The 17,427-nt window shown below is 40.6% G+C and carries 17 protein-coding genes; 3 read left to right on the forward strand and 14 right to left on the reverse strand.

Translation table 11 applies throughout. The features are described 5' to 3' along the window. Positions 1 to 66: 66 nt before the first annotated feature. The 13 genes from B9T25_RS07040 to B9T25_RS07100 form a co-directional block, all read right to left on the reverse strand. Positions 67 to 675, reverse strand: coding sequence for a TetR/AcrR family transcriptional regulator (locus B9T25_RS07040; protein ID WP_086187755.1), 609 nt, complete (start codon positions 673 to 675; stop codon positions 67 to 69). Positions 676 to 895: 220 nt separating this feature from the next. Beyond that, positions 896 to 1,678 carry a 3-oxoadipate enol-lactonase gene (gene pcaD, locus B9T25_RS07045; RefSeq protein ID WP_086187756.1) on the reverse strand — a complete coding sequence of 261 codons (783 nt, stop codon included), beginning with the start codon at positions 1,676 to 1,678 and terminating at the stop codon, positions 896 to 898. 105 nt (positions 1,679 to 1,783) lie between these two features. After that, positions 1,784 to 2,986, reverse strand: coding sequence for a 3-oxoadipyl-CoA thiolase (gene pcaF, locus B9T25_RS07050; protein ID WP_086187757.1), 1,203 nt, complete (start codon positions 2,984 to 2,986; stop codon positions 1,784 to 1,786). 265 nt (positions 2,987 to 3,251) lie between these two features. Then, on the reverse strand, positions 3,252 to 3,902 hold the full coding sequence (locus B9T25_RS07055) for a 3-oxoacid CoA-transferase subunit B (protein ID WP_086187758.1): 651 nt from the start codon (positions 3,900 to 3,902) through the stop codon (positions 3,252 to 3,254). A gap of 19 nt (positions 3,903 to 3,921) precedes the next feature. Then, positions 3,922 to 4,593: a 3-oxoacid CoA-transferase subunit A gene (locus tag B9T25_RS07060; RefSeq protein ID WP_086187759.1), complete on the reverse strand. Its 672-nt coding sequence runs from the start codon at positions 4,591 to 4,593 to the stop codon at positions 3,922 to 3,924. A gap of 27 nt (positions 4,594 to 4,620) precedes the next feature. Further along, a complete protein-coding gene (gene benE, locus B9T25_RS07065) occupies positions 4,621 to 5,841 on the reverse strand; it encodes a benzoate/H(+) symporter BenE (protein ID WP_086187760.1) in 1,221 nt (406 codons plus the stop codon). Positions 5,842 to 5,901: 60 nt separating this feature from the next. Continuing rightward, positions 5,902 to 6,687 carry a benzoate diol dehydrogenase BenD gene (gene benD, locus B9T25_RS07070; protein ID WP_086187761.1) on the reverse strand — a complete coding sequence of 262 codons (786 nt, stop codon included), beginning with the start codon at positions 6,685 to 6,687 and terminating at the stop codon, positions 5,902 to 5,904. 17 nt (positions 6,688 to 6,704) lie between these two features. After that, positions 6,705 to 7,721, reverse strand: a complete 1,017-nt coding sequence (gene benC, locus B9T25_RS07075; RefSeq protein WP_086187762.1) for a benzoate 1,2-dioxygenase electron transfer component BenC — start codon at positions 7,719 to 7,721, stop codon at positions 6,705 to 6,707. 82 nt (positions 7,722 to 7,803) lie between these two features. Further along, a complete protein-coding gene (gene benB, locus B9T25_RS07080; RefSeq protein WP_086187763.1) occupies positions 7,804 to 8,313 on the reverse strand; it encodes a benzoate 1,2-dioxygenase small subunit in 510 nt (169 codons plus the stop codon). Beyond that, positions 8,310 to 9,695, reverse strand: a complete 1,386-nt coding sequence (gene benA / locus B9T25_RS07085; protein ID WP_086187764.1) for a benzoate 1,2-dioxygenase large subunit — start codon at positions 9,693 to 9,695, stop codon at positions 8,310 to 8,312. The genes benB and benA overlap by 4 nt, the downstream gene beginning before the upstream one ends. A gap of 80 nt (positions 9,696 to 9,775) precedes the next feature. Beyond that, on the reverse strand, positions 9,776 to 10,696 hold the full coding sequence (catA, locus tag B9T25_RS07090; RefSeq protein ID WP_086187765.1) for a catechol 1,2-dioxygenase: 921 nt from the start codon (positions 10,694 to 10,696) through the stop codon (positions 9,776 to 9,778). Positions 10,697 to 10,848: 152 nt separating this feature from the next. Continuing rightward, entirely contained in the window at positions 10,849 to 11,139 is a 291-nt protein-coding gene (gene catC / locus B9T25_RS07095; RefSeq protein WP_086187766.1) for a muconolactone Delta-isomerase, read from the reverse strand. Positions 11,140 to 11,176: 37 nt separating this feature from the next. Continuing rightward, the gene (locus B9T25_RS07100) at positions 11,177 to 12,283 is read right to left on the reverse strand and encodes a muconate/chloromuconate family cycloisomerase (RefSeq protein WP_086187767.1); all 1,107 of its coding nucleotides are present in this window, start codon (positions 12,281 to 12,283) and stop codon (positions 11,177 to 11,179) included. A gap of 115 nt (positions 12,284 to 12,398) precedes the next feature. Between B9T25_RS07100 and B9T25_RS07105 the strand changes: the two genes are divergently transcribed. From B9T25_RS07105 to B9T25_RS07115, 3 genes are all read left to right on the forward strand, one after another. Then, positions 12,399 to 13,313, forward strand: coding sequence for a LysR family transcriptional regulator (locus B9T25_RS07105; protein ID WP_086187768.1), 915 nt, complete (start codon positions 12,399 to 12,401; stop codon positions 13,311 to 13,313). Between the two features lie 285 nt (positions 13,314 to 13,598). Beyond that, complete coding sequence (locus B9T25_RS07110) at positions 13,599 to 14,972, forward strand: MFS transporter (RefSeq protein ID WP_086187769.1); 1,374 nt, start codon at positions 13,599 to 13,601, stop codon at positions 14,970 to 14,972. A gap of 128 nt (positions 14,973 to 15,100) precedes the next feature. Beyond that, entirely contained in the window at positions 15,101 to 16,405 is a 1,305-nt protein-coding gene (locus B9T25_RS07115; protein ID WP_086187770.1) for a DcaP family trimeric outer membrane transporter, read from the forward strand. 88 nt (positions 16,406 to 16,493) lie between these two features. Here B9T25_RS07115 and B9T25_RS07120 read toward each other — a convergent pair whose 3' ends face one another. Next, on the reverse strand, positions 16,494 to 17,381 hold the full coding sequence (locus B9T25_RS07120; RefSeq protein ID WP_086187771.1) for a DUF4198 domain-containing protein: 888 nt from the start codon (positions 17,379 to 17,381) through the stop codon (positions 16,494 to 16,496). Positions 17,382 to 17,427: the final 46 nt, after the last annotated feature.

Genomic DNA, 17,427 nt, shown 5'->3' on the forward strand with positions numbered 1-17,427 from the left:
CATCACTTAATATAGTGATGGAAATGTGTGGCATCCATGCCCAATCACTGATGAATCGAAAAATAGTTAATCTATGGAAGATATTTTATCTGGTGTCATGAGCGCTTGATTAATATAAAGTTTGATTAAGCGTTCTCGTGAACCAATTGATTTTTGATAATGGGTTGAATTGAGTAATAAAGACGCACCATAAGTCACCGTCCAGACATAAGATAAATAATCGCGTATAGACATAGCACTATCTAAAGATTTTAGATATTCATCAGTCATATCTTTGATTTCAATAATCCGTTCTTCCCGTATTTGATATAATTCTTCAAATAATTCTTTTAATTTTTTTTCATTATTGGTTAATCGGTCTTCAATCACATGTAATAAAATTGTGCGGTTAGAATTTAGCATGTTGTAAAGCATGTATTGAGCAACATAGGTTTTAATATTGTTTTTATAATTTTTTGAAATTTCTAATAATCTTCTTTCATTTAAAATAATCAGTTCTAAATAAAGCTGATTTTTACTTTTAAAATGCTTATAAATTGTACCCTTGGCAATATCAAGTTCAGAGGCAAGTTCTCCAAGCGTAATATCTTGATTATTATCCAGCAACAGCGTTTCTGCCATGGCTAAAATTTTCTCTTTACGTAATAGAAAATTTTGTTGGCGTACTGTATTCATTGCAACCGTCCCAAAAAGACATCAAAAAGCGAATTCCCCATATACTACATAAAATAGCAATAACTATTCCACTATTATCGATTATGAGCAAGAATTAAGATTTTAAATAAATATTTTATTTTGACAAATTTAATCAACTATATAGCCATAATTAAAAGCACATTAAAATAATTTGATGCCCTTAAAACAAACGCCCCACAAATAAGTGAGGCCTAAGTATTTAGTATTTAGCAATAAAGCGCTGAACTGCTTGATTGAACTCATTCGGACATTCAATATTTGAAATATGTGAAGCATTGATTTCAAATATTTGAGCATTAGGAATACGATCTAACATAAATTGACCATCTGTAACCGTGGTGACAGGGTCTTGAATACCCGCAATAATCAAGACTGGAACAGTAATGTCTTTGAGTTGTTCACGGAGGTCCGCTTTAGCCAAAGCTTCACAACAATTTGCATAACCTTCTGCGCTGCTAGCTGCGAGGTCGTTACTCAGCGTTTCCACAATGGTTGCTTGGCTTTGGATAAAGGGAAGGGTAAACCAACGTGATGCTGCTGTTGATGCAATTGGTGCTAGACCTTGCTCACGAACCAATGCTGCACGTTCTTGCCAAGCTTGTTCCTGACCAATTTTTGCAGCAGTGTTACAGACAATCACATGGTTAAAACGTTGTGGATGATGAATTGCAAGCCATTGACCTGTTAAACCACCCATTGAAATACCACAAAAAACAGCTTTTTCAATATTGAGATGATCAAGTAAATTCACCACATCTTGCCCTAATTGCTCGATGCTATAGGGGCCTTGAGGGGCGGTGGATGCACCGTGACCACGGGTATCATAACAAATCACAAAAAAATCATTTTGCAGTGCATCAATTTGTAGTTGCCACATTTGATAGTTTGTTCCCAAAGAATTGGAAAAAATAATCGCAGGTTTACTCGCATCACCAAAAGTTGCGTAATTGATGGTTGCATCATTTGAAATAAATGTTGGCATAAAATCCCTCCCGACCTCCCTTTAAAAAGGGAGGAGAAATAGCTGAGCATCCTCTTTATTAAAACTCCTCGTGACAAGAAGAAGTTAAATTAGAGAAGTAAATTTTTAAACCCGTTGAATAATGAGCGCGATGCCTTGACCGACACCGATACACATTGAACACAGTGCATATTGTCCGCCTATCGCTTCAAGTTGGTTCAGCGCTGTCGTCACCAAACGTGCACCCGATGCACCCAGTGGATGACCAAGTGCAATCGCTCCACCATTCGGATTCACTTTCTCTGAACCATCGACAATGCCTAAATCGCGCGTCACCGCCAAAGCTTGTGCTGCAAAGGCTTCATTGAGTTCAATCACATCCATTTGCTCAAGGGTTAAACCCGTTTGAGCCAGTAGTTTTTTGATCGCAGGTGCAGGTGCAAAGCCCATGATGCGCGGTTCAACACCGACTGTGGTTGCACCAATGATTTTGGCACGGGCTTTCAAACTGTATTTTGCAATCGCATCATCCGAAGCAATCAACAAGGCTGCTGCACCATCGTTAATGCCTGAGGCGTTGCCTGCTGTCACTGTACCGTCAGCTTTCACCACAGGTTTTAGTTTGGTTAAGACTTCAAGTGTGGTAGCACGTGGATGTTCATCTTGAGAGATGACAACAGGCTCGCCTTTACGCTGTGGAATACTTACAGGTACAATTTCTTTATCAAAGAAACCACGTGCTTGCGCTGCCGCAGTACGTTGTTGACTGGTCAATGCAAATTGATCTTGATCGGCACGGTTAACATTGAACTGTGCTGCCACATTTTCAGCGGTTTGCGGCATGGTTTCGACACCATGCAGCTCTTTCAATTTAGGATTGATAAAACGCCAGCCCATGGTGGTGTCTTCCAGCTTTTGAGCACGACCAAAAGCGGAATCTGATTTACCCATTACCAAAGGTGCACGACTCATGCTTTCCACACCGCCAGCAATAATTAAGTCTGCTTCACCTGCTTTAATTGCACGTGCTGCCATCGCCACAGCATCAAGGGATGAACCACACAGACGATTGACTGTCGTGGCAGGCACTTGATACGGTACACCTGCGAGTAAGGCCGACATCCGACCGACATTACGGTTGTCTTCACCGGCTTGATTGGCACAACCATAGATGATGTCATCCACCGCCGCCCAATTGACGGATGGGTTACGTTGCATCAAGGCTTGAATTGGAATGGCACCCAAGTCATCGGCACGGATGGGAGATAAACCACCGGCATAACGTCCAAATGGGGTACGAATTGCATCTACGATATAAGCATTTTTCATTCTATTTTTATCCTTTAAATTTCTTCTGAGCTTGTTGTTTACAACCACTCAGATATTCAGAATTTGCTTGTGCTGGATGTCATCAACAACCTATCCAAATTTTTATAAGGATTGTTTTTGCAATCCAATTGGATAGATGTTTACAGTGAACAGGTTTTGTTGATGACTGGGTTTTTGGTTACTTTTTTAAAAAAGTAACAAGAACGAGCTCCTTGTATTCGACTCCATCCAGTAAGACTCCGTCGTGCCTCAGCAAATCTGAAACTTAGTTCGTTGCATCGATTAAAGTTGCACCAGTCAAAGCCTGAAGTTCATCAAATGTTAGACCAGCTACTTTTTCAGTGACTTTCATGCCCTCTGGCGTGATATCAATCACACACAGATCGGTATAAATACGATCCACACATTTTAAACCTGTGGCAGGATATGCCAGTTCAGCGACAATTTTGGGTTCGCCTTTTTTAGTCACGTGATCGGTGGTGACAAAGACTTTTTTCGAACCCACCGCTAAATCCATCGCGCCACCGACTGCGGGAATCGCATCTGGGGCACCGGTATGCCAATTGGCCAAATCACCATTTTCAGCTACTTGGAATGCACCCAAAACACAAATATCAAGATGACCACCACGCATCATCGCGAATGAATCGCCATGATGGAAGTAAGAACCGCCTTTAAGCAAAGTCACGAATTCTTTACCAGCATTAATCAATTCAGGATCTTCTTCACCTTTGGCAGGTGGTGGACCAAAGGCCAATAAGCCATTTTCAGAATGTAAAAACACATCTTTGTCTGAGGGTAAATAGTTGGAAATCTTGGTCGGCAAACCAATACCGAGGTTGACATAAGCACCATCTGGAATATCTTGTGCCACACGTTCTGCAATTTGGTCACGGGTTAATTTGGTATAGCTCATTTCTTATCTCCGATGCCAATTATTGGGCAGGTTTCACCTGAACCACGTGTTGGACAAAAATACCTGGGGTGATGATATGTTCTGGATCTAAAACACCAAGTTCAACCACTTCAGCCACTTGTGCAATGGTAATATCCGCTGCCATGGCCATGATCGGGCCAAAGTTACGTGCAGATTTGTTGTAGACCAAGTTACCCCAACAGTCGCCTTGATGGGCTTTAATGAGGGCAAAGTCAGCACGGATAGGGTTTTCCAACACGTAGTCTTTATCTTCATAGTTCAGGGTTGGTTTGCCTTCAGCCAGCAAAGTACCAAAACCTGTTGGGGTATAAATCGGACCCAGTCCCATACCCGCAGCTTGAATACGACAAGCCAAGTTGCCTTGAGGCACCAGTTCTAATTCAATTTTACCCGCACGGTAGATTTCATCGAATACATAAGAGTCAGATTGGCGCGGGAAAGAACAAATGATTTTACGTACAGCGCCTGTCTTGAGCAGCTTAGCCAAACCGTAATCGCCATTGCCTGCGTTGTTATTGACAATGATCAAATCTTTAATTCCAAGTTCGATGAGACCATCAATCAGTTCTGCGGGTTGTCCTGCGGTACCGAAGCCGCCAATCATGATGGTGGAAGCATCTTTGATTTGGGATAAGGCTTCTGTTAAAGATGATGTGCTTTTATCAATCATAATGTTTCCTAGACAAGTATTTGCCCATTAACTTTTTGAACTTTGAGTTGAAGGCAGAGCAGTGGTATTCGGTTCACGTTTAGTCAAAAATAAATGTGCAATAACACCGATACAAATGCCCCAAAAGACTGAACTAAGCCCTAAAAAATGCATACCAGATGCGGTAGCAAGGAATGTAATTAGGGCTGCATCACGATGAGATTCATTTTTCATCGCAACTGAAATATTGGTTGCAATTGCACCGAGCAGAGCAAGTCCAGCTAATGCTGCAACGAGTTCTTTAGGCAGTAAGCTAAACAACATGACAATGCTGCCTGCAAATAAACCACCTAGGATATAAAAAATACCGTTGGCAATGCCTGCGATATAACGCTTTTCTTTGAGTTCGTGTGCATCTTTACCCATGCATAATGCAGCAGTAATTGAAGCAAGAACAATGGTAATACCGCCAACACAAGCGACCGCAAGAGATGCAATACTGGTCGCAGTGATAATTGGTTTAGCAGGGGTGTCGTAACCACTCAATTTCATGATTGCCATACCTGGTAAAAACTGTCCAGAAAGGCTGACTAAAATAAGTGGAATGGTAAGATTGAGGGTTGAATTCCAAGTCCATTCGGGTGCAATAAATTGCGGAATAGCAAGGGTGAAATTGACATTAACAGGATTCATCTTGCCAAAAAATAGACTCAACACTACGCCTGAAATAAGCACCCAAACCATTGCATAGCGTGGCACCAAACGTTTTGCAATCAGAAATACTATTAACATACCGAAGACAATCATCGGCATGGTGTCAGTGGCAGTAAAAAGCCCTAAACCAAACTGAAGAAGAATTCCTGCCATCATGCCAGCTGCGACATCTTGAGGAATCCATTTCAAGAGTTTGTCAAAACAGCCTGTAATCCCGATCAGAAAAATGACCACAGCAGAAGTGATATAAGCAGCCACGGCTTCATTTAAAGAAATATGCGGAAATAGCGTGACCAGTAAGGCTGTTCCGGGGGCAGACCAAGCGGTAATCACTGGAACTTTGTATTTAATCGATAGAAAAATACCAGCCGCCGCAGCTCCAATTGAAATTCCCCAAATCCATGAAATCATCATGGCATTTGAGACTTCTGCTTTTTGGGCAGCTTGGAAAAAGATAATTAAAGGACCAGCGTAGGAAATCAGTACTGCCAAAAATCCTGCAACAATGGCTGAAATTGACCAATCATTTTTTAACGTTTTAAACAGGGTTGCCATTGGGCTATTGCCTCCATGCTTAGAATTCAATGCACCTGTTGATCTTTGATGAAATCAGGTTTAACCCTGATCACCACCACCCACAGGAACCACAGTTCCTGTCATATATGAAGACTCATCTGAAGCAAGGAATACAATGGCATTGACCTGTTCTTGAATGCTGCCGTAACGACCTAAGAACGTACGATCAATGGTTTGATCAACCACTTCTTGCATCCATTGTTGTTCATTTTCAGAAAGTGGGTTGGCATTACGCGGTACTTTTCGCGGTGGTGCTTCAGTTCCACCCGTTGCAACGGCATTGACACGGATGCCATCTTTGGCATGTTCAAAGGCAAGGGAGGCGGTTAAACCATTTACCCCACCTTTTGATGCTGAATATGGCACACGGTTAATACCACGTATTGCAATAGAGGATACATTTACAATCGTACCTTTCTGATTTTTAATCATTTCAGGTAAAACTGCGCGGCAACACCACATCGTTGGGAACAGTGAACGATTTACTTCCTTGATAATTTCTTGTTCAGAAAACTCTTGAAAAGGTTTCATCCAGATTGCACCACCAACATTGTTAATAAGTACATCGACACGACCATAAGTTGCAATGCTTTTTTCAACTACCGATTGTGCACCTGCAAAAGTTTCTAAGTCAGCATTAATGCTGACAGCATCGCCACCTGTGGCTTGAATTTCAGCAAGCACTTCTGCAACATACTCGGATAAATCCGCCATGACCACTTGTGCACCTTCCGATGCCACTTGTAGTGCAACACCACGACCGATGCCTTGAGCAGCGCCAGTTACAATCACGACTTTGTTTTTAAATCTTTGACGATCAGACATTTGATTTCTTCCCTTAATTAATTTGCAGAGAATTTTTCAAATAAGAAACTCGTAGGTTTTACGCCTTCAGTGTCTAACCAACCACGAACAGCTTCAACCATTGGAACTGGACCGCAGAGATAAACATCAACATCGCCACAGTTTAACCAATCATTGTCAATATGACCGGTCACATAGCCTTTGCGTTCATGAGCAGATTCTGGATTTGCAACAACAGTACGATATTCAAACCAAGGGAATTTGTTTTGAAGTTCATTTAATTTTTCAATCGCCACTAAGTCAAAGTCATTGGTGACACCAAAAACTAAGCGTACTGGGTGCTCTGAACCTTTTTCTTCTAGAACTTGTAGCATCGACATAAAAGGTGCAATACCTGTACCGCCTGCCAACATAAGTACAGGACGCGTCACTGGACGTAAATAGAAACTGCCAAATGGACCCGCGAAAGTCATTTTGTCACCCACTTGGGCAGTGGCACTTAAAAAATCACTCATTTTGCCATTTGGCACGTTACGTACCACAAAACTGGTTAAGCGATTACCTGGTTTAGAACTGAAAGAATAAGAACGTGTTTCGGCAGTATTAGGTAGTCCTACATTTACATATTGACCGGCTAGGAAGTGAATGTCAGGTTGACCTTCATCAAGCTGAATATCAAAAGTGATGGTGGAGTCTGATAACTTTTCAACACGCTCAAGCGTACCTTGAAATTGGTGAATTTCTGTTTTACATAATTCAGAAGAGGCTTGAATTTGAAATACAGCATCAGAAGTTGGGCGACACTGACATGCTAAAATATAACCTTCCGCAGCTTCTTCTGGTGTTAATGCATCTTCAATATAAGTTTCTTCAGGCATGTCAAACGAACCCGATTCACAAAAAGCACGGCACGTTCCACAAGCCCCATCTCGACAGTCCAAAGGAATATTGATTTTTTGACGGTAGGCAGCATCAGATAAAGTTTCGCCTTGAGCGACGCTGATAAAACGTGTAACGCCATCTTCAAATTGAAGTGCAACATTAAGGTTTGACATGGCTAGAATCCTATAAATATTTAAAACTGATGTTCTTCTTCAGCCAATCTTCCATTTGGCTGAAGAGTTTTTGTTTGTTTTTTTACAAGTGGTAGATATCAATTACTTGGTTGATATAATCGTTTTTCAGTACCACATATTTACTGACGATTTTCGGTTCTGCACCAGAAAAATCGATAATGTAACGCGACATACCAAAATAGCTATAACTAGTTTTATAACGGAAACTCAATGTGTGCCAGTTAAAGCGTACAGTGACTTGATCACCATTACGCTCGACAACTTCAACATTAGAAATATTGTGGCTAGTGCGAGTATCTGGCATGGTTGCAGAAGAACGTTCTGTCTTAATACGGAACACGCGATCTTCTAAACCTTGACGATTTGGATAGTAAATCAGCGAAATTTCGGTTTCAGGATCTTCAACCAGTTTGTCATCATCATCCCAAGCAGGCATCCAAAATGATGCGGTCGGTGCATAGCACTGCAACCAGTCATCCCATTGTTCATCATCTAAAAAACGTGCTTCTTTATAGAGAAATTGCGCAATATTTTCTAAAGATGTTTTATTTAAAGTCACGACTGTATTCATGCAACTTCTCCTTCAGATGCTGCCAATTCCTTTTCAGCTGCAATCGCATGTTTCATGGTTTTGAGCCAATATTGATGTTGAGCGAGGTATAGACCTTCATCTTCAGTTTTAATACCTGAAAGCAATGGTTTTAAACCAATTTCATCTGCTGCTTCATCTGGACCATGAATCCAATGCTTAGAACCACGGCACATGTCGTTCCACTCAAGCTCAATCCCTGCATAGCCTGCTTGGCATGCACGGAATTCTTCTAAGTCATCTGGGGTTGCCATACCTGAGGCATTGAAAAAGTCTTCATATTGACGAATACGACGTGTACGCGATTCTTTATCTTCACCAACTGGAGCGATACAGTAAATGGTGACTTCAGTTTTGTTGACTGAAATAGGGCGGAGGACACGAATTTGTGAACCGAACTGATCCATAAAATAAACGTTTGGATACAGGCACAAATTACGTGAGCGTTCGATCATCCATTTTGACATTGGAGCACCGAATTTTTCGGTATATTCTTCAGCTTTCGGGAAGTTTGGACGGTCTTCTGGGTTTGCCCATTGTGTCCAAAGCAACATGTGACCATTGTCAAAACCGTAAGAACCACCGCCTTGTTTGCCCCATGAACCTGCGCTCATTGCACGAACATTGTCAGCAGCTTCTTTTTCTTTACGCTGTTGAGTGGTTGCTGCATAGTTCCAATGTACGGCAGAAACGTGATAACCATCTGCGCCATTTTCAGCAGTGAGTTTCCAGTTACCATCGTAAGTATAGGTTGATGCACCACGTAAAATTTCTAGACCTTGTTCTGACTGATCGACAATCATATCAATGATTTTTGTCGTTTCACCCAAGAATTCTTCAAGTGTAGGTACGTCAGGATTTAAACTACCAAACAAGAAACCTTTATAGCTTTCAAAACGTGCAACTTTTTTAAGGTCGTGTGAACCTTCTTTGTTAAAGCAATCTGAATAACCGGCATCAGAAGGATCTTTAACTTTTAATAATTTACCCGAGTTGTTGAATGTCCAACCATGGAATGGGCAAGTATAAGTCGCTTTATTACCACGTTTATGACGACAAAGCTGTGCGCCACGGTGTGAGCACGCATTAATCATGGCATTGAGTTCGCCATTGCGGTTACGCGCAATAATGATTGGTTGGCGACCAATGTGTGTGGTGTAAAAATCGTTATTATTTGGAATTTGACTTTCATGTGCCAAGTAGACCCAGTTACCTTCGAAGATATATTTCATTTCTAGGTCAAAAAGGGCTTGGTCAGTAAAAACTGAACGATGAAGTTTAAATTCACCCGTTTCAAAATTGTCTACAAGTAATTCATCAATTCGATCTAGATGGCTGGTATTGATAACAGGAATACGTGGCATGTCCGTTCTCCGACTTTCCAATGTGAGGAAGTCACCAAGATGTCAACGCAAGGTACATCTTGGTTTCTATTGCTAAATAATTAAGCGCTTACGCGACGACGATCAATTTCAGTGGTTGGTGCAGCAGCAACATCTTTCACAAGTTCAACATTGAACGAAATGTGCTTGAATGCTTTATCCAAATTACGACGTGCAATTTCAGCTTCATCAGTGACATCTTCAGCAGTCGCAACCAGACCATCACGTGTAGCGAAAGCAAAGTCGTCCCAAAGGTATTTGTCACCTTCGATGTTAAATTGAGTTGTTAATTTGCGGTAGCCCGGTGCAGAGATGAAGTAATGCACATGAGAAGGACGGTTACCGTGACGACCTAATTTGTTCAGAACAAATTGTGTCGTACCCTCAGGTGGGCAACCATAGCCTACTGGCATGGTGGTTAAAGCGGTATATTGACCATCAGCATCGGTTAAAATAGTACGACGTAAGTTGAACTCAGACTGCGATTTATCAAAGAAGGAATAGTTGCCTAGGCTGTTAGCATGCCAAATTTCAACTTTAGCATTTGGAATGATATTGCCTTCAGTATCAGTCACTGTACCTTCAATAATTAAAGTGGCGATTTTGTCAGATTCTGAACCATCATCCATACGTGCAAAGCCAACTGATTCAGGCGCACCCGCAACATATAATGGACCCTCAATTGTACGTGGCGTACCACCCGTAATGCCTGCTTTAGCATCAGCTTCATCGGCACGTAAATCTAGATAATGTTCAAGACCTAAACCAGCAGCCAAAAGGCCTAATTCATTGGCTTGACCTGCATCAGTGAAATACTCTAGACCTTTCCACAATTCAGTTTGTGAAATATCTAAATCTTCAATCGCTTGAAATAGATCACCGACTAAACGAACCACAATTTGTTGAACGCGTGCATCAACAGATCCTGTTGCCGTATCCACATTCATTTGTTTTACTAATTTATCGATTTCTTGACGGTTCATACTAATGCTCCTGAAGTATGAGAAGTTTTTTTAAGTGGCTTGCGATGCTGGCATCTTGCTAGCTCTTTTGCTTGCCACATCTCCTTGTTTAATACCAATTTGGATCTTATTTCTAAAGCGGGCGAATCATTTCACCCATTTCAATTTTTCAATTAACTGTCATCACTACGCACTGAAGATGGGTGGCGATTCAATGCCATAACTTCAATATTCATATAAGGATAGAGGGGCAGACCTTGCAAAATATTGTGTAGTTCTTCATTGCTTTCAACATCAAAAATACTGATGTTTGAATATTGACCTGTAACGCGCCAAATGTGACGCCATTTGCCTTGCTGCTGTAAGTCTTGTGAATAGGCCTTTTCAACTGCCTTAATTTCATTGACTTGTTCGGCTGGCATATCACGAGGGATGTTCACATCCATGTGTACTTGGAAAAGCATATTCAGCTCCTACTAATAAGGTATATAACGATCTGTATTAACGACGTAAGTTTTCAATTTTGTCTAAATCCAGTTCGATACCCAAACCAGATACAGTTGGTAGCACCAACTCATAGTTTTGATATTGAAGTGGTGTTTTTAAAATTTCTTCAGTTAGTAGTAATGGACCAAATAATTCTGTGCCATACGCTAAGTTGTCAAATGTTGAAAAAACATGTGCTGAAGCAATGGTTCCCACAGGACCTTCAAGCATGGTGCCACCATAAAGCTCGATGCCTGCAAGCTTGGCAATTTTTCCAACTTCACAGCCTTCAATCAGACCGCCAGATTGAGCGACCTTAACCGCAAATACAGATGCACCATTGTTTCGTGCTATTTGGTAAGCACTGTGTGGACCGTTCAATGATTCATCCGCCATAATGGCAATATCAAAACGGTGGGTTAAACGTTGCATTGCATCAAGGTTTTCAATGGCACAAGGCTGTTCAATTAAATCAACCCCACCATCTTGTAACGCTTGAATACCTTTAATGGCTTCAAGTTCTGACCATGCACGGTTAACATCTACACGAATTGAAATATCAGCACCTAAAGCTTTTTTAATCGCAAGGACATGTTCTACATCTGCTTCAACTGGACGTGAACCAATTTTAAGTTTGAATACGTTATGACGTTTCAACTCGATCATTTTTTTTGCTTCAGCAATATCTTTTTCAGTATTACCTGAAGCGAGTACCCATAAAACTGGAACGCTGTCACGTAAACGTCCACCCAAAATTTCGCTTAACGGTAGGTCTAAACGCTGTGCTTGAATATCCAGTAAAGCCGTTTGAATCGCACACTTAGCAAAGCGGTTACCATTAATGTTACGTTTAATGGTTTGAATTGTCTGAGCAAAATTTAAGCCTGAAAGTGATTTCAATAAAGGCGCGAAATAGGTCTCGATATTCGTTTTTACACTTTCTGGGCTTTCATCACCATATCCCAATCCACCAATTGTGGTCGCTTCGCCCCAGCCGATAAAACCATCTTCTGTGACAATCTTTACCAATACCAATGTTTGGGTTTGCATGGTTGCAACCGCCATTTTATGTGGGCGGATGGTTGGAATTTCGACTAACAATGTTTCTATGGATTTATACATTTTTAGCTTTCTCAATCTTGCTTTGTGTATCTCTTGTGATATACCTTAAAAGAATAAAGATTTACTGTCGAAGATCAAATTTGCATTTTATTATGCTTAAAAGGTATGGGTTGTTATGGAACTGAGACATTTACGTTATTTCGTGGCGGTTGTAGAAGAGCAGAGTTTTACTAAAGCAGCCGAAAAACTGTTTATTGCTCAACCGCCTTTAAGCCGCCAGATACAAAACCTTGAAGCAGAGCTAGGAATACAACTTTTTGAACGTGGTAGCCGCCCATTATTAACCACGGAAGCAGGTCAATTTTTTTATCAACACGCTGTTAAACTTTTGTCTAATGCAGAAGAAATTAAAGCGATGACTAAGCGCGTAGGAATGGTTGAAAAAACCGTGACCATGGGTTTTGTCGGCTCTTTGCTGTATGGTTTGTTGCCAAAAATTGTCTATTTATTCCGCCAACAGCAGCCGCATTTAAAAATTGAGCTGATTGAAATGAGTACCAAAGAACAAATACAAGCACTTAAAGAAGGTCGTATTGATGTTGGTTTTGGTCGACTGCGTATTTCAGACCCAGCAATAAGGCGTATACTTTTACGAGAAGAACCTTTAATGGTTGCGGTACATTCAAGCCATCCACTTGCTTTACAAAAGGCAGGGGTATATCTAACCGATATTGTGGATGAAAAATTATTTTTATATCCGAGTCATCCTAAACCCAATTTTTCTACTCAAGTCAGATCACTTTTTTCTGAATATAGTTTAGATCCAAAAAACTTAAAAGAAGTGCGTGAAATCCAGCTTGCACTAGGCTTGGTTGCAGCCGGTGAGGGGATTTGTATTGTTCCTGAAAGTGCTAAAACCATTCAGCTATCACATTTGCACTATATTCCATTACTGGATGACGCTGCTGTCAGCCCGATTTTTTTGGCAATTCGCAGCATGGATGAGAGTGAAGATATTCGCTCATTATTTGATTGTATTTATCAGGTTTATGACCTAGAAGCGATTAAATATGATCGTGCTGTTATTTAAACTATAAAGGAATTCTTTTCAGCTTTAGTTCAGTATTAGGCAAATTGAAAGCATAATTTAAAAAAAGACCTGCTCATCAAGTTACCTGATTTGATGAGCAGGTCTTTTTTATACCAAATAAAGCCCGATTTTATTGTTTTGATATTTTTAAAGTATTGTTTTTCTAATGAGAAAATTAAACACAAACTTTTAAGGTATGAAGATATATGTAATCGGTTTTGGACAAAAAAAATGCTTTGCCTCATTGTTTGCACAAATCTAGTGATTCATATGCAGGAGCGCAAAGTGAATACCAATAAACTGAACATTAATACATTAGTGGATGAAGCCAAATTTACCCCTTTTCATTGGGGCGTACTTATTTGGTGTTTAATGATTATTATTTTCGATGGCTATGACTTAGTCATTTATGGCGTAGTTTTACCGATTCTTATGCAAGAGTGGGCATTAACGACAGTACAAGCTGGATTACTTGCCAGTACAGCATTATTTGGCATGATGTTTGGTGCCATGAGTTTTGGTACGCTATCAGATAAACTTGGTCGTAAAAAGACCATCATGATTTGTATTACTATTTTCAGTGGCTTTACTTTTCTAGGTGCATTTGCAACTACACCAACTGAATTTGGAACTTTAAGATTTCTAGCGGGTTTAGGAATTGGTGGGGTCATGCCAAACGTCGTGGCGCTCATGACTGAATATGCACCCAAACGTATTCGCAGTACTTTGGTTGCCATTATGTTTAGTGGTTATGCCATTGGTGGTATGGCCTCAGCATTATTGGGTGCTTGGTTAGTACCCACTTATGGCTGGAAAATCATGTTCTATATTGCCAGCATTCCATTGTTGACCTTACCAATCATTTGGAAGTTTTTACCAGAATCCCTCATGTTTTTGACCAAAAAGGGCGAAACAGAACGGACTCGTGCAATTGTGCAAAAAATTGCACCACAACAAGTAATGACCGCGGAAACAACATTTGTTTTAAACGAAGCAACTGTTGGTGATGATGCACCGTTACATGCTTTATTTCAGCAAGGTCGTATGTTCAGTACCTTAATGTTCTGGGCTGCATTTTTTATGTGCTTGCTTATGGTGTATGCATTAGGCAGCTGGTTACCAAAACTCATGATTCAGGCAGGGTATTCGTTAGGTGCAAGCTTGATGTTCCTATTTGCATTAAATATTGGTGGCATGGTGGGTGCAATCGGTGGCGGTGTTCTCGCGGATAAATTCCATTTAAAACCAGTGCTCACCATTATGTTTACTGTCGGTGCAATTGCGCTTATTTTACTTGGCTTCAATAGTCCGCAAGCTGTGCTTTATACCCTGATTGCAATTGCTGGTGCTGCAACAATTGGATCTCAAATTCTACTTTATACCTTTGTCGCACAGTTTTACCCAACAGCCGTCCGTTCTACAGGTATGGGCTGGGCTTCAGGTATTGGTCGTATAGGTGCAATTGTTGGACCTGTTCTGACCGGTGCTTTATTAACTTTTGAACTTCCGCATCAAATGAACTTTTTGGTCATTGCCATTCCTGGTGTATTGGCAGCAATCGCTATATTTCTCGTGAATCTTAAAGCTTCTGTAGATGGTCAAACCCATGTACAGCATAGTGTTAACACGTCACCAATAACGAGAAAAGTGACTCAATAATTTTCTATCTTTCCCAATAAAGACAATAGTCTAAGTGATATAGATCGCCATCGTAGCACTGGTGATCTATTGCTAGAATCTTGTCGAACAATCATAAATATTGTCGAATAATCATAAGTGAGTTTAGGATGAACAGCACGCAATTAACCGAACCAACAATAAAACGTAACCTTATGATGAGCATGATTGCTTTAAGTATGGGCGGTATGAGCTTGTCCACTCAAGCGCAAACCCAAGTACCAAACAAGCAGTCTCAAGAGGTTGAACAGCTCAGACAAGAAGTCCAAGCTTTACGTACGCTTATTGAACAACAAAACGTACAGTCTGCAACGTCAATTGCACCCGTTCAAACTCAGCAAGTTACTGCAACTCCAAAATCTGTGCTTAAAACGGCACAAGGGGCAGAGTTTAATTTTTACGGAAATGTTCGTATAGATGCATCCTATCAATCTGAAGGCGGTGGTAATGTAAATATACCGTACAATCAAATTAATTCGGTACCACTTAAAGGAAATGCAGAGAACAGTGATCGCTTAAAATCGACATTGGCTGCCACTCGTTTAGGTCTTGATTTTAAAAGCCAAGTGGCTGATCAAGAAGTAAAAGGTAAAATTGAGGTGGATTTTCTGGGGGGAGCAAACCTCGATAATTTACGTATTCGTCATGCTTACTTAGCGTATGCCGATTGGCTGATTGGTCAGACTTGGTCAAATTTTGCAGTGCCCGATTATATGCCTGAAACCATTGATGCATTGGCATATGTTGGTGGGGCTGTGAAACGTACTGCACAGGTTCGTCATACCACTAAATTCACTCCACAAACAAATCTGGTTATGGCGCTTGAAGATCCGAAAGATGCTTCAATTACGCAACGTTTGCCTGCTTTAACTGCGCGTTTAAATCATCAATTTGCCAACAACTTAAATGTCAGTGCACGTGCCATGGGGCATGAAAAAAGAACCAATATAGATGAAGAAATGGCATGGGGTGTCGGTTTAGGGGCTAAATATGAGGTAGTTCCGGGAACAACTTTAAAAGCAGACTACTATCATGTGAAAGGCGACAGCAGCTTTGTGTCCTTTGCCAATAGTGGTGTGGTGACACAAACGGATGGTAGCCTTGTACAAAGTGAGTTTGATTCGATTACTATAGGTCTTACTCAGCAATTTAATGAAAAACTACGTGGTACTGTAGGTTATGGTTATATGACTTTTGATGAAGATCCAGACTATATCAATGCATTAGCGGATAAGACCAAAGCCAATAAAGACTTATGGCAAGCTTGGGCAAATGTTTTTTATAGCCCAACCAAACCTTTAAGTTTTGGTCTGGAATACGTCTATGGTGAACGTGAAGCTTTTGCTGCTGCACCAAATGGTAGTAAGACTGGTGAAGATAATCGTATAAATGCAGTTGCTATCTATAATTTTTAATCTTCTATAACTGTTAAAAAAAGCCTCTATTTGAAAATAGAGGCTTTTTTATATGGCTCATTTTTTAGATTTTATCGATTCATAAAAATTATTCTGTGACTTCTACAGTTAAGCCATAAGTAAAGTTTTCAGTTGCCGGTTTTTTTGTCGCATCAGGATTTGCTTCTGGGTAAGCCGTGGTAATTAAATAAATACCTGCTTGATCGAATTTAATTTCTACTTCGCCTTTAGCATTGGTTTTTACATGCGGCTGTTCACGTTTTACATTTGGCTCATAACTGCCTGCACCTTTAAATACATCTATTTCAAGGTTTGGAACAGGTTTCCCATTTATCAACACTTGAGCTTTGAGTGATTCACCTGCATATAACTCGTTTGGATGAGTCAATAATTTGAACTCAAAGCCTTTTTTACTTGGCGCAGGAATAGCAGTAGGTTTGCCCTTAGTGACATAACTTTCAGCAATAAAATGATTCGCGACTTCCAGCGTTTGTGCATTTGCAGGAACTTGATCCGCAGCAATAACACGTGGTGGTTGAGTGTTGACAGGTGCTTTTTGAGTGGTTGCTGTTTCAGTTGGTTTAGCTGCTGGCGCTTGCATTGGAGCGCGAGCTGGACGAACACGTAACCAGCGACCATCAACCAATGCATATTTTCCGCTATTACCGAGCGCATCTTGAGTACGGATACGGTAAGTACCTTCTTTAGGCAAATCAAATTCCGCAATATTAAAGCGTTTTAATGTTGCTGCTGCATTTATTGGTTTTAGTTGACCATCAGGTTCAGTAATGACATAAGTGGTTTTAAAATTATTTCCCGCAACAAAGAATTTTTCTATTGTAATACCGCTTTGGAAACTAATACTTTGCGCGGCTTTGGTATCAAACACTTCAGGAAGCAGAAATGGACTCATGGTATGTGCGTGACTAAGTACAGGTAATGACGTGAGTAAAGCAATTTTTAACCAGTTATTCATTGTTGGCTACTCCAGATCAACTTTATTTAATAGAATGTGCGTAATC

The organism is Acinetobacter sp. ANC 4470 (assembly GCF_002135335.1).
In the GTDB taxonomy this organism is placed as follows: Bacteria; Pseudomonadota; Gammaproteobacteria; order Pseudomonadales; family Moraxellaceae; genus Acinetobacter.